Annotated in this window: 8 protein-coding genes; 4 read left to right on the top strand and 4 right to left on the bottom strand. The window is 47.3% G+C overall.

Annotation, left to right across the window (positions count from 1 at the left end):
- Positions 1-274: 274 nt before the first annotated feature.
- Both ACU52_RS15145 and ACU52_RS10445 read right to left on the bottom strand, forming a co-directional pair.
- Positions 275-3,238, bottom strand: a complete 2,964-nt coding sequence (locus ACU52_RS15145; RefSeq protein WP_053398737.1) for a rhamnogalacturonan lyase family protein — start codon at positions 3,236-3,238, stop codon at positions 275-277.
- A 300-nt stretch (positions 3,239-3,538) separates the two neighbouring features.
- The gene (locus ACU52_RS10445) at positions 3,539-5,179 is read right to left on the bottom strand and encodes a tetratricopeptide repeat protein (RefSeq protein WP_147630843.1); all 1,641 of its coding nucleotides are present in this window, start codon (positions 5,177-5,179) and stop codon (positions 3,539-3,541) included.
- 321 nt (positions 5,180-5,500) lie between these two features.
- Here ACU52_RS10445 and ACU52_RS10440 point away from each other — a divergent pair, with 321 nt between their 5' ends.
- On the top strand, positions 5,501-8,626 hold the full coding sequence (locus ACU52_RS10440) for an Ig-like domain-containing protein (RefSeq protein WP_147630842.1): 3,126 nt from the start codon (positions 5,501-5,503) through the stop codon (positions 8,624-8,626).
- A 6-nt stretch (positions 8,627-8,632) separates the two neighbouring features.
- On the top strand, positions 8,633-10,423 hold the full coding sequence (locus tag ACU52_RS10435) for an Omp28-related outer membrane protein (RefSeq protein ID WP_082335250.1): 1,791 nt from the start codon (positions 8,633-8,635) through the stop codon (positions 10,421-10,423).
- Between the two features lie 113 nt (positions 10,424-10,536).
- On the opposite strand, the gene ACU52_RS10430 is transcribed toward ACU52_RS10435, so the two are convergent.
- Positions 10,537-10,992: a cupin domain-containing protein gene (locus ACU52_RS10430; RefSeq protein ID WP_053398733.1), complete on the bottom strand. Its 456-nt coding sequence runs from the start codon at positions 10,990-10,992 to the stop codon at positions 10,537-10,539.
- A gap of 303 nt (positions 10,993-11,295) precedes the next feature.
- On the opposite strand from ACU52_RS10430, the gene ACU52_RS10425 reads away from it, so the two are divergent.
- A complete protein-coding gene (locus tag ACU52_RS10425) occupies positions 11,296-11,664 on the top strand; it encodes a winged helix-turn-helix transcriptional regulator (protein ID WP_053398732.1) in 369 nt (122 codons plus the stop codon).
- 84 nt (positions 11,665-11,748) lie between these two features.
- On the opposite strand, the gene ACU52_RS10420 is transcribed toward ACU52_RS10425, so the two are convergent.
- A complete protein-coding gene (locus tag ACU52_RS10420) occupies positions 11,749-12,120 on the bottom strand; it encodes a hypothetical protein (protein WP_053398731.1) in 372 nt (123 codons plus the stop codon).
- Between the two features lie 460 nt (positions 12,121-12,580).
- On the opposite strand from ACU52_RS10420, the gene eno reads away from it, so the two are divergent.
- A complete protein-coding gene (gene eno / locus ACU52_RS10415) occupies positions 12,581-13,888 on the top strand; it encodes a phosphopyruvate hydratase (RefSeq protein WP_053398730.1) in 1,308 nt (435 codons plus the stop codon).
- Positions 13,889-14,232 lie beyond the last annotated feature (344 nt).

Raw genomic sequence — 14,232 nt, 5'->3', positions numbered from 1 at the left:
GCAATTAGTTCTAAACGCAAAATAAAAACAGCCTTTTTAACTGATTTTCAGTGTAAAAGCCACTGCATCAGTATGGTTATGACATATTTTCATAAACAGCGGCCATGCCGTCTACCGACATTTAGCCGAAAGAGAGACGCCTGCCGCCGGCGTTTCAAAAAAAGGAAAAAGAAACGGCCGGCAGACAGGCGCCTATTGACATTATACACGGTCTGTGCCCCGGAAACGAGCCGGCGGAAAAGCCGGAACCGGGGGCACAGCCTGTAGGGATGATTTACTTCTTGACAAACTTTCTCACTTCCGACGATGTTCCGTGGTCAATTATCAGGATATAATAACCCGGTGCAACGCCAGAGGTGATGTTCTCGGGGGCGCCGACTCCGCGTGCAACCACCATGCCGCTCGTAGCCGAAACAAGTGTCAGCTTGTCTGCTGGATGAACGGAAGGCACAGTCTCAATGCCCGAAGAGATGTATTCATTGTAGCGCTCCTTAACCTTGTTGGAACTCATTGCACCTTTATATATAGTGAACTCATCGATTGTGCCCTCAAGGAAGTTGTTAAGGCTCACGTTGACATTGCCCACGGTGAGCGGCTCGTCGTTGTCTGATATGTCGCCTGTGGCATCGGCAGCCTCAGCTATCAGCACTCCGTTGGCATACAGCTTCAGCGTCTTTGTATAGCTGTCGCGCACGCAAACGGTGTGAGTCCACTCGCCGTTGAAGTAAGCTGTACCTGCGGCTGAAGCCTCGCTCTTGGTTACATTGTCGTCAACGGCAAACTTCAGCAGTCCGTTCTTATACTCCAGACCAACCCACTTGCCTGTTGCTCCGGCTGCGGCGTTGGCCGTTATGCTGCCTTTATGGAATATGTAAGCGGCATCGTCGGCAGACTTCATCCAGAATTCCACGGTGAAGTCTTCCGTGCCGAGCTGTATCTGGCTGTATGCCATCTGCGTGAAGTAAGACGCTCCGTCGAGCTGTGCGGCGTTGCCCTTGATGCCCTGCACCGATGCCGGCGCGCCAACGGCCTCTGCCATGCCTTCTACGGTGTTGGGAGTAGAGCCAGCACTGATCTCATCGAACGGATAGTATGCCAGCGGCGTCAGCACAATCTTGTCGCGCACGGTTATCGTTCCTTCTATAGTTGCAGTGGTCTCGCCGCCAGTGGTAGACACCTTATATTTATATGTACCTGTGGCCGAAGGCGTTCCGCTTATTGTAAACTGCCTTGAAGAGTTGTCCACCGACATGGTTACGCCGTCGGGCAGTCCCTCTGCAGCCACGCCCGTAGCGTTCTTCCACTCATAAACAATGGCCTCAATGGCCTCGCCCTGCTCCACGGTCTGGTTGAGCTGTCCGCTAACCGCACGCAGCGATGCATCGGTAGAGAATCTGTCGGGCAGATAATAGCCAAGGTGAGGCGGCTGGTTGTATGCCACATTCTGCCATGCTATGGCCATTCTGTATATGTGGTCCTGCATGAGGCATGGCACCTTGTATTTAGTTTCTTCCGTCGTGGTGAATATAAGCAGGTCAGAGCTTGTGCTTCCGTCCCACAGTATCACCTCCTCGCGCCAGTCGCCAAGGATGTCGGCCGAAAGACAAGGAGTCTTCTTCGACGTGTTGCACGACTGCGCGTTGCTGTATTGTCCTAGGCTCCATTTTGCGGCATCGCTCGTCAGCGTGGCGTTGCGCTTAACGATATCTGTGCCGTCGAGCAGCTCTTCATAGAGGTCGCCGTCCCAGTATATGCGGAAGTTGCACGACGGACGCTTGTCTGCCACCTTGTTGCCCTTGCAGTCGTATGTTGCCGTAGCCTTCGAGCCTGACGTGTAGTCGGCTATTGCCCAAGCCTCGCATCCGCGCCACTTCTCGCTCACGTCGGCCACTACGCCGCGGCCTATGTCGTTGCCGCTCTGCTTCTGTCCCCAAAGAATATCGCCCGTCTTGGCGTCGCGGAACTCTGCGTCCCAGGGGAATGCCGCCGATTTTTCCTCATGCACCATCCATATCTCAAGTCCGTCATGGTCGGGGTCGAAGTCGCCAAGATGCAGGGCATCGCCATGTCCGGCACCGGTACGGTAGAGCACAGAGCCGTCGTGGTCAACACAAGCTGCTCCATATACAATCTCGTCGCAGCCGTCGCCGTCAACATCGCCAACCGTAAGGGCATGAGCACCTTCGCCGTAGATGCCTTCGCCGGCAGTTTCCGACTTATGCAGCCAGCGCTGCGTAAGGTTCTTTCCGTCGAAGTCCCATGCACAAAGATACGATGCCGTATAATAGCCGCGGCACATCACCAGGCTCGGCTTCTGTCCGTCGAGATAAGCCACACACGCCAGATAGCGCTCAGAGCGGTTGCCGTAAGAGTCGCCCCACTGTGAGTTAGAGCGTACTGAGCGCAGCGGCACATAGCTAACGGTGGTTATCTCGGCGCCGGTCTGTCCGTTGAACACCGTGAGATACTCAGGACCCGATACTATTATGCCCTTGTTCGAGCCGCTGCTTACGCGATAGTCGTCGGTAACCTTGTCGTCGCCCATCAGCACGGCCTTGCCCTGTCCGTCTATTGTTCCGGGTGCAGTCTTGCATGCCACCTCGGCCTTTCCGTCGCCGTCGAGGTCGTAGACCATAAACTGCGTATAGTGAGCGCCGGCGCGTATGTTGCGTCCGAGGTCTATGCGCCACAGCTTCGTGCCATCAATCTTGTATCCGTCGATATACACATTGCCCGTGTAGGCACCTTTCTCCGAGTTGTCCTTCGAGTTGCTCGGGTCCCATTTAACTATTATCTCATACTCTCCGTCGCCGTCAACGTCGCCCACAGAGCAGTCGTTGGGGCTGTATGTGTAGGCCACGCCGTCGGGAGTGGTGCCGCCTGCAGGTCTGTCAAGGTGCACTTTCTTATACACTTCAGGCCATACGGCTGCCTCAGGCGTGGCCTCAACCACCTGTCCGCCGTCAACTGCCTTAACGACATACTTGGCATCGGCCGTTCCCGAAGCGTCAACATAGTTGGTGCTGCCGGTTATAGGCTCTGCGTTAACCTTCACTCCGTCACGATACACGTCGTAGCCCAGACTGCTTTTGTCAGACGTCAGGCATCGCCACGACAGATAGACGCCTGCCTTTGTCTTTACGGCCACGAGTCCGCGTCCGAGCGTCTCGGCCTGCTGAGCCACAGAAGGGCACAGAGATGCGGCAAGCATCAAGCATGAAAAAAACAATTTTCTCATAAGATTTAAGTTATTGATTTATTTTAGCAAGAAAAGTTACGTACGCAAAGGTAATCATTATCGCTCAAATAACGAAATTTATCGGCAGGCAATACTGATTTTAGTATGCATAAGCGCGAAATGCAGACAGCCTTCAAATGCCCCATAAGATGTCTACATCATTTAGAGAGGCCCAACTAAGAAACTGAGCTATCTGTAACATCTTCAACTCCTTAAATACCATTAAAATGCATTTTCAATAAAGATGTTGGATGGCCAAAGGGTAACAATAATTCTCTATGATGGAATTTTCCATGAACATCAATTCTTATTATCCGTTCGAGAAGAAGGCTGATAGACATTTCTCAATACTACTTCCAAACTAGCCTCTCGGTCGAGATTCATTGACTTGCGCAACCTATAACGTCCGATGTTGACACTCTGTGCCTGGTTGCCCGTAAGTATACAGATTTCATGGGTACTCAATCCTAAATAGATATAGGTGGCAAGGAGAACCTCGTTTTTCGACAATTTTGGATAAAGACTTAAAAGCTTATCCTGATAGTTTTTCATTATTTTCTCTTGCTTTTCAGTAAAGCAGGAACTGATCGGAATAAGCCGATAATCCATAATCTGTGCGCAGATCTTACGCAACTCATTGTTGACAGAGTTATCTTTTCCATAACAAGAACGCACAGCATTGCGAATTTTGTCGAGTAGTACATTATGATTATTATAGAACAATAAAAGATAACTTATCTGCTGCTCCATCTCGGCAATGAGCGCATCATTGCGTTCAACCTTACTTGCCGTATCATTGAGCAAAGAACTCAGCTCGTCGTTTTTCAGTTTCTCGGCTTCAAATGCTGCAGACATATTCCGCTTGTCACGCAAGAGCCTGCCCGCAGCCAAAAGCAAGGCCAATACAAAAGCTCCAACAGCAACATATATACCAGTTACATTGTTTCCATCTTCATCTACCAGCTTAAACGTTCCATGCTCCATTCTCACGTTTTTATCACACCAGTTTAGCAAATCCTGAGTATTGGCCATGAAATCCTGAATGGTCTTCTTATTTCTCTCTTCCTCTTGTGCCTCTGTTGTGAGCACCTGACGGTAGAGATAGTAAGCCAGTTGGTAGTTGTTTTTGCGCTCATAGATGTCACCCTTACGTCTCAAAGCCTCAATCAAGCAATCATTATCGTTGTATTTTCTTGCCAACTCAATGGTTTTATCAAAGGCGACGAAAGCCTGTTCATCCTGTAGTTTACCTTGATAATAACGCGCCAGTGCCAACTGGCATTTTGGATAGAACGGCGTGAGATTATTAGCCTGTGCCTGTCTGATAGCTGTGGTGATAAGACTATAGTCGAGCTCATTGTCATCATCACACGCAAAGAGAGTCTGCAGCACTTTTATCTGCAATAAGGTTTGCTTATGCGCAACAGTTTCTTTATAGGCGTTTTTAAGAATTATCTTAGCTTTAGCCCGGTTGTCTGTAAGTCTATAATACGTGGCTAGGTTTATGAGTGTCACGATGTATTGATAGTGCATGTTTCTTTTCTTGTAGAATTCAAGTGTTTTCAATAGTTTGGCATACGAAGCCTTCAACCCGCCCTCTGACAATTCAATGTAAGCAATACCGGAGTAAATCTCATAATAAGTAATACTGTCTTTCTTTGTGCAATAAAGTTGTGCCCTGCTTAATAGTAGGTTCGCAAGATCGAATCTCTTAAGGCTGAGTGCTATTGAGGCAAAACCTGTCAAAGTCTGTAAGGTATATCGTTGCATTTCCTCTGCCGACTTCACCTGTTTTAGTTTAGTTAGCGCGTCAAAGTATATACCAAGGGAACTGCTTTGAATCACGGTACTCGTGATGATGGATTCGGCTTTTTTCACAGTCATCGTGTCTTCACTGGAATTAGCCGGACCGGCAAGGCTCATCATGGACATGAATACCATAACCAAGCAGAATAAATATCGTAATATGGATGAATTCTGCATATTGTCGTTCTGTGTAATCGATGCAAAAATACACATATTTTTTAACGTTTCATAATATTAATCCTTTTTTTAAGCCAACAGAATAATATATAGCCATTTTTTGTCTCTATTTTGTATGTATATTTTATAATGCCTGATTATCAGCATGTTATACAAAAATGTATATAATAATCTGTATGCAACAAGCATTATGTTTATACTGAATGATGATTGTTAAAAACATTGTGACAAACATTAATTTCTATTTTTGCGAACGTATAACATTAAAATCTATAGCTTATGAAGAAGAAAAATTATCACTTTGTAACTGTATGGCAATTATTACTTATGTTGATGTCATTTTTATCCTTCCAGCCTGCATTTGCACAGGGCAAGTATAAACTTATGCGTCTGCATGAGCCGACAGACTCTGTTGAGCAGCCTGTTAAACTCACCAAGAAAAAAGTTGACACACGGCTCACTGCTCCAAAAGCTGAAGCCGTCTATCCTGGCGACGAGTATCTTATGAGGGCTTACAGCGTGTTTGACCCTCAGACCGGCGATAATATATTTATTGAAGGCGGCAAACTGACGACTTATCCTGTTTATATACAACTTGACGATAATAGCGGCGAGGCTAAGATTACCAACTTGATAAATATGTCGTCACCATCTACCATTACGGGCATTTGGGATAAGGATGCAAACACTATCACAGTGAACACTCCTTCATATTGGACCGATCCGTATAAAGAGTGCGCGATTATCGGTAAAGACGGAGATTACGATCTTTTTCTCCAAGCCGGTGATATGTACGGCATTGGCTATTGGGAATCGTACGACGCTCTTGTAATGGATGTGTCTTCTGACAGAAACACAATAACTCTCCGTCAGGACTTTGCCGCCAGCTTATTGGCATATGACGACTATTTCGGATATTATGACGGAGGCTTTAACTCCATATTCTTCGACGGCAAGATGTTCAAGAAAGGTGAAGGGCCTAATATAATTGCCGACAGAGACGAACTCGACTTCGGCCGTTGCTTCGTAGGCGGCACGGTTGAGAAAGCCATAGGTATTGTCAACACGGGTACTGAGGCAGCCGAATATGTTGTTGATGTTTCCAGTGATGAACTTACCATTGAAAATCCGAGCGGCAACCTCGGTTCTGGTGAATCAGCTACTATCAACATTAAATTCACTCCTAAAGAGGCAAAACAGTTTACCGGTACTATTACGCTATCTACTGACAATGGCGACAAGACTGTAAACGTAGTTGCTAATGTTGAGGATGTGCCTGACTATAAGAAGATAACCTCTGAAGGCAGCGACATTGTTACATATAATACCAGTCTGGATTATCCTTGGCTGCTAACTGATACTATCGAACAGCAAACTGTGGCCGTAACCACCAACCAAGGAGAAGGCATGACCTCTTCAACTCTCTATGCCACTATTACCGTTCCACAAGGTAAGAAGGTAGTGGCAAGCTGGGATGCTGTATATGACCCACGCTTCTCAAGCTATGACGAATTCCATGTTGACTGTGATGATAAAAATGTGGTTATTTACGACGAACAAGGCGAGCAGAACGTGAAAGGCAGCGTTGAAATAGCACCTGGATCACACACTCTCTCATTTAGTTATAAAAAAGACTTAATGGTCAACACCGGAGCTGTCAAATACGGCAAGGACTATGTCTACTTGCGCGACCTAAAATATCAAATAGTAGACTACAAAGCAGCTGATGCCTCAATTTCGAGCGACAATCTTGACATGCGTCGTTACTTTCTAAATCTTGACACTGTAGAAGATGCCGATTCTTCGATTACCATCAAGAACGAGGGCAGTGATTCCCTTATTATTAAAGGTATAAAGAACTCAACAAACTTCAGCGCCACGGTTTCTAAAGACAAACTAGGCGAGTTTGAATCTGTTCCTGTCAAGATAACTTTCCTGGCCAATGCCGTAGGCACTTATCAGGGCGATGTAACCCTGCAGACCAGCGCCGGCGACTATACAATTCACTGTAAGGCTTTAGTGGAAACGCCATACGATTATAGTAAAATTGTAGATGAAGGCGACTTCCTCTTTATTTCCGACCGCGACATTCCGTTCGTTGTAGATGGTAATACAACCTACAATGGCAACGACAATCCAAATGACAGCATTGAAAGCTATTCAAGTCTGGGCTGCTTCTTCACCGTTCCTCAAGGCAAGATAGGCGTACTCAGATGGGAAGGCACTGTTGACGGTACAGATGATGACTATGCAATGTTCACCATTGACGACGCATTATATGCAGAAGTTCTAGAGGGTGATAGCGTTGACGGAAGCTACCGAATAGCCACACCGGCGCTTACTTATCTCAAACCAGGCATGCATTATGTGGTATTTGCATTCTGTACCAATGGTGACGGCAAGGCAAAACTGACAAACCGCTACACCATAAGCCATCTGAAGCTGCAACTGTTTGACAATCTTAACGGTGTTACTATATGGGAAGGCGAAACTGTCAATATGCCGGAAACATATCCCGGTCACTATTCAACAGCCACAGTAAATGTTCTCAATCTATCTGACACACAAATGGAGCTGGGCGACATTAATGGCAACGGTGCTTTCACCGGACAATCAGATCCTGACGGCTGGAACTATGCCATACAGTATGGTGTAGTACCCATAAAGGTTGTCTTCACTCCGACAGCCAAGGGCGAACAGAACGGTGATGTTACCATAAAGACAAGCAACGGCGATGTTGTATTGAAATGCAACGCCAAGGCTCTTGACACATCCAACCTCATATACTTTGATGATTTTGAGAGCATGGTGGGCTGGTCGATTCTCAACAACGACTATGACAACATAAAATGGCAGACAGAAGGCGGCAACACAGGTAAATTCGCAGATCTCGGAGGAGGCATACTAAAATTCAATGCAAATATGATTAACGAGCAAGCTAATGACTACATTGTATCGCCAATGATGACAATTCCAGAAAATGGAGCTACGCTCACATTCTTGCGCTCTGTCCGCTCTGCTAATGCCAACACCGTAAGCTACAGCGTCAAAGTGGGTGAAGGAACCGACCCGAGCACCTTTACCACAGTATTCACAGAGGATGAAGAGCCTATTTCTTATAAACCTGTGACTATTGACCTCAAGGAATTTGCCGGCAAAAATGTCCATATTGCGTTCTACACCGATGCACAGCCAAAGAGCGGATTGCTGCAGATTGACAATGTCACGGTTACTTCAGGTACATCAACGGGAATCAGTGACACCATATCTGACGCATTCGGCAAAAATACCATACGTTATACAATTGACGGAAAAAAGGCCGACAAGAACAGCAAGGGCATCATCATCGAGAAGTCTGTCGACGGAACGGGACATAATGTAGTTCGCAAACAAATCATACGATAAAGGAATATGAAGAAAAGTAGAAACATTCTCTTTTTAATTGCAGTCCTATTTTTCGGGACTGCAATTCCCGCCGCGGCACAGGAAGACGGACAGATGATGCTCAGCTATTGCAACAGTGCAATACAGACATCAAGTACCATCGGTAAGGGCGGTAAAGGAGCCGTATCGGCAGCATGCCTGATTGGTCAAGACAAGATTGGCGGATTGAAGAATATAAAGATAGCCGGAGTAAAGGTGGGACTTGCTTCACGCCTGAACATCGACTCCTTGCAAGTATGGGCACGCTATGAGCTTGACGGCAATAATATCTTTGCTAAGACTATCGGAAGCAAACAAGGACAGTCTATAGTAAAGGGCTGGAACGAGGTGCAGAGCTTGCCGGTGGCAATGAGCGACAAGCCTTTCTATGTTGGCTACACCATCTACCAGAAAGGCGCCTGCTATGCCATTTCGGCTGTCAAGCCACAGCACGAGCAGGGACTTATGGTCAACCTCGACGGCACATGGGCTGACAGTTCCAAAGTGTCTGATGCCGTATTGAGCATCGGTGCCATCATAACCGCCGACAACATGCCGACCTTTGATTTGGGCATCGACTCAATCTCAATGCCTGAACGCATACAGGTAGGCTCTGCAGAGCCGCTGACGCTCCAAGTCACCAACCATGGAAGTCGCATAATAAGCGGCTTCGACGTCTGGACCAATGAGAATGGCTGCGAAGCCGTATCTTATCCGGTAAATCAGTCAATACTCCCCGGAGAGAGAAAGGAAGTAGTGGTCGACTATATCACCCCGCGCGGGGAAAAGGAGCGCAACGTCAGTCTGAAAGTCAAATTATGCAACCTGAAAGAGGGTGCCGATGTCAACGAAGACAACAACAGCGACTCTACATCTTATGATGTCACTAAGTATAAGTTTGTCAAAGTGCCTTTGCTGGAAGAATTCACCACAGAGAATTGTTCCAACTGCCCTTCGGCAGCAGAGGCTATCCACGAAGCTCTCGCCTCCAACAACTATATCAATGAGATAGCCGTCGTTTGCCATCACTCTGGATTTTACGAGGATCAGTTCACACAGCAGTGCGACCGTGACATGCTTTGGCTCTATGGCACCGAGGCTGTTTATGCTCCGGCAATTATGTGGGACCGTACATGCTTTACATACCCGTCGACACCTGTCATGGATGCGCCACGCGAGAAGGGTGAATACATCAGTATATTCGACTACATGAAAAGTCTTACGACAGAGGTGGCAATCGTGCCAGAAGCCGTCTACGACCCTGACACCCGCATGCTGCATGTCACCGTAACGGGCGGACGCGACCATGTATTTGGCGGCGATGATATACGCCTGACGGTTTATCTGGTTGAGAACGAGATTCATTCAAGCACGCAGAACAACGGCGGCAGCGACTATATCCAGCGCCATGTTATCAGGGCTTACAACAGCACATGGGGAGAGCCCATCAACTGGGACTCCAATGACAACTATTACTATGAATGTGACCTGACGGTACCAGACAATTGTGTAAAGAGCAATATGCAGATCATTGCCGTAGTGAGCAACTATGACCCGTCTGACGCCACCAATTGCCAGGTTGAAAATGCTGCTATCCTGAACGATATCGACTGGTCAGGCGCCACATCCGTAACAGGAGTGTCTGTGGAGCGTCCGTCTGCCCCGTCTGCCATATATGATGTCACAGGCAGAAAAGTTGGCGAAACATCAATGGAGATGTCATCGCTGAAGCGTGGCATATATATCATCGGAGGCAAGAAAGTTGTAATCGGAAAATAGTTTGTTTTCTCGATATTACTTAAAAAGTAATGAAGGGGGTGCATAATTTGATGCATCCCCTTTTGGTTGATAATACTTTATGCCGTATGGAAAACCTTAACAGCCGGCAAATATCACCACTCTACGCCGCCCTCGGCCATCACGCCGTCTGCAAAGGGAGTGTCGTCGGCACCGAAAGAATTGGCTTTATACTGGATGCATATAACAACCATATCGTCCGCGCCCGTGTTGCGCAGCGCACGCATTCCTGCTGGAGCAACACGCACTACGCTGCCCTGAGCCACTGCGAAAGTCTTGCCGTCTACCTGAAACTCGCCCTTGCCGCTCACGATGATATACAGTTCCTCGTGTGTCTTGTGTGCATGAAGGAAGGTGCTGCCATCGCCCGGAGCAAAGGTCTGTAACGAAATTTCAGAGCCTGTGGCACCAAGGGCCGTGCCTGCAAATACCTTTCCTTTGAGAACCACACCGCCGCCGAAGTCGATTTCGTGCTCACGCAACTCGTTGAAACTGCCTGTTGTAACTGCGGTAAAATTGTCGCCGCTACCTATAATCTCTAACTTTTTCATCTTATTATGCTTTTATTATTCACGATGCAAAGTTAGTTTATATCTGCGTATGTATCAAGAGGTTACAAAATCTAAAGTCGGTTACGCGAAGGTTACTAATACTGAAAACAAGCCATTTACGCCTATCACTTTTACACACTTTAACAACAGCACACACGCATAATGGCTTTCGCCAAGACGCATGGGCACATCACGCCTGGGGATGCACGCCGGAAGAAAGACATTTTTATTCAAAATAGAGCCCCGCAGATGCGGTTTATTTAAGAACATTGGTTACTTTTGTAAACCGTAATCAATGTTTTTATGATTAAGAACGAACTAAAAGACACATTATATCCTACCTGCCCCATACGCAACATATTGTCGCGCGTAGGCGACAAATGGTCGATGCTTGTGCTGATAACGCTCAACGGGCACGGCGTGATGAGGTTCAACGAACTGCGCCGCAACATTCCGGACATATCGCAGAAGATGCTGTCGGAGGTGCTGAAGGCACTCGAGGCCGACGACCTTGTGTCGAGAAAGGTGTATGCCGAGGTGCCGCCGCGCGTTGAATACAAGCTCACAGAAAGGGCGCTGACGCTCATTCCGCTCATAGAAGGCCTTATAGACTGGGCTTTAAGCAATATGGACGACATAATGGAGAGCCGCAAACAGTATCTGCTGAAATAGCAGAACCATTAAGTTTCAGCAAACTTTGCGCATGGATGAATATGCCACTGTCTGCCGGCAGACAGCAGTCTGACGACAAAGATGCTATCTGTTGACGTATTTCACTGTCTTAACTTCGCCGCCGTCATACTTTATCTTCAATATCAAAATGCCCTTGCCGAAACCCAAGGCAGGAGTCATGGCCCTAAGCATGGCATAGGCAAGATTCTTAGAGCCCGCAACGGCGTCACGGCCTGCCCCTACACACCATTGCGCATTGCTGTTGATATGTATCACCGCGTCAGTTTCGGGCACATTGCCAAGCCCTTTGCCTGCCAGCTTACGGCACAGCGCAAGCGGATACATCACCTTATCTGCCGACGAAGGCAGCGCCGAATAATTCACTTCGGTCCTGATGTCAGCCCCCGGCATGTCGTCATAGCTCATCTGCAACTTCAGCGCATCTCCCGATGCCATATTTCAGTTATTTCACCTCACGACAAGGCCCGGCTTTCTGCATACTGAACGGCACCGCTTTCTAATATGCCGTCTTTTACATTCCAAAAGGGCACAAATTGCACGCTAAAAGGTGGTCTTTTGGAGGCTAAAACATGGCCTTTTGCAACGCATTAATTATCAGCACGTTACGAAGGCAGGCAAGACACGGCATGCCGGAGGCTGAAAACGGGCGCGCCAACGGCCGGGCTAGACACGCTGACGGCAAAACTGACAGCTGGCATGACACGTATAAGGGTACAAACGACACCTCGATATGACAATTTAGACGGTAAAAACATTATACACATTTTTATGTATTAAAAAAGATTAAATCTTTCAAAATAGATTCGCAAATTATACCTTATATTACTAATTTGGCAGTAACTTTGCAGGCATAAAACCGAGAACAAAAATACAACTCTTTTAAAAATAAGGTAATATGAAGATTGAAAAAGTTCATGCAAGAGAAATCCTCGACTCAAGAGGCAATCCTACAGTAGAAGTTGAAGTAACCCTCGAAAACGGCGTAATGGGCCGTGCAGCTGTTCCGTCTGGAGCATCTACAGGTGAGAACGAAGCACTCGAGCTTCGCGACGGCGACAAGAACCGCTACCTGGGCAAAGGCGTACTGAAGGCTGTTGAAAACGTTAACACAATAATAGCACCTGCATTGAAGGGCGACTGCGTATTCAATCAGCGTGCCATCGACTATAAGATGCTGGCTCTCGACGGAACTCCTACAAAGAGCAAGCTCGGCGCAAACGCAATTCTCGGTGTGTCTCTGGCTACAGCACAGGCTGCTGCCAAGGCTCTCAACCTGCCGCTCTACCGCTACATCGGCGGCTGCAACTCTTACACAATGCCGGTTCCTATGATGAACATCATCAACGGTGGTGCTCACTCTGACGCTCCTATCGCATTCCAGGAGTTCATGATCCGTCCGGTTGGCGCTCCTTCTATCAAAGAGTCTATCCGCATGGGTGCTGAGGTGTTCCACGCACTTGCTAAGCTGCTCAAGAAGCGCGGTCTCTCTACAGCAGTAGGTGACGAGGGTGGTTTCGCTCCCGCACTGAACGGTATCGAGGACGCTCTCGACAGCATCTGCCAGGCTATCAAGGACGCAGGCTACGAGCCGGGCAAGGACGTTAAGATCGCTATGGACTGCGCTGCCAGCGAGTTCGCAGTATGCGAGAACGGCGAGTGGTTCTACGACTATCGTCAGCTGAAGGACGGCAAGAAGAAGGATCCTAACGGAAAGAAACTTACTGCTGAGGAGCAGATCAAGTATCTTGAAGAACTTATCACAAAATATCCTATCGACTCTATCGAGGACGGTCTCGACGAGAACGACTGGGAGAACTGGGTTAAACTTACAGCTGCCATCGGCGACCGCTGCCAGCTCGTTGGTGATGACCTGTTCGTAACTAACGTTAAGTTCCTCGAGAAGGGTATCAAGATGGGTGCTGCTAACTCAATCCTGATCAAGGTTAACCAGATCGGTTCTCTGACTGAGACTCTCGACGCTATCGAGATGGCTCACCGTCACGGCTACACAACAGTTACTTCTCACCGTTCAGGCGAGACAGAGGATACTACTATCGCTGACATCGCTGTTGCTACTAACTCTGGTCAGATCAAGACTGGTTCTATGAGCCGCACAGACCGTATGGCTAAGTACAACCAGCTCATCCGCATCGAGGAAGAGCTTGGCGAAACAGCTAAATATGGTTACACAAAGCTGAAATAATTTTCCATAAGCATATCAGCTGTAAAGGGGATGCATGAGCCACATGCATCTCCTTTCTTTTTATATGGCACACAAAACCGGACGAGGCATATTTATCTACGAATTATAACTTTTTAGCCCATATTTCTCAATAATTCACGTATTTTTCCGATAAAATCTTCGATTTATCAAAAAGTAATGAAAATATATTAATTTATTGCATTGCAGTATAAAATAAATTCATATATTTGCCAAAGAAGAACATTTCCTGCATTCAACGGGATAGTGGCGCTGCTGAATGTAGATCCGAGACAAGATAATTAACCTATTTATTACAAGTCGGAAGCTTATTAACCTGCTGCTTT

Origin of the sequence: Xylanibacter rarus (assembly GCF_001275135.1) — a bacterium.
GTDB classification, from domain to species: Bacteria; Bacteroidota; Bacteroidia; order Bacteroidales; family Bacteroidaceae; genus Prevotella; species Prevotella rara.
Note: the sequence above shows the minus strand (reverse complement) of the source record. Positions and strands in the feature narration are given on the sequence as shown.

Coding starts and splice junctions, on each gene's coding strand:
- ACU52_RS10425 (WP_053398732.1), top strand. CDS start 11,296: ATGATTAAGAACGAACTAAAAGACACATTATATCCTACCTGCCCCATA.
- ACU52_RS10445 (WP_147630843.1), bottom strand. CDS start 5,179: ATGGTATTCATGTCCATGATGAGCCTTGCCGGTCCGGCTAATTCCAGT.
- ACU52_RS10430 (WP_053398733.1), bottom strand. CDS start 10,992: ATGAAAAAGTTAGAGATTATAGGTAGCGGCGACAATTTTACCGCAGTT.
- ACU52_RS10435 (WP_082335250.1), top strand. CDS start 8,633: ATGAAGAAAAGTAGAAACATTCTCTTTTTAATTGCAGTCCTATTTTTC.
- ACU52_RS10440 (WP_147630842.1), top strand. CDS start 5,501: ATGAAGAAGAAAAATTATCACTTTGTAACTGTATGGCAATTATTACTT.
- eno (WP_053398730.1), top strand. CDS start 12,581: ATGAAGATTGAAAAAGTTCATGCAAGAGAAATCCTCGACTCAAGAGGC.
- ACU52_RS15145 (WP_053398737.1), bottom strand. CDS start 3,238: ATGAGAAAATTGTTTTTTTCATGCTTGATGCTTGCCGCATCTCTGTGC.
- ACU52_RS10420 (WP_053398731.1), bottom strand. CDS start 12,120: ATGGCATCGGGAGATGCGCTGAAGTTGCAGATGAGCTATGACGACATG.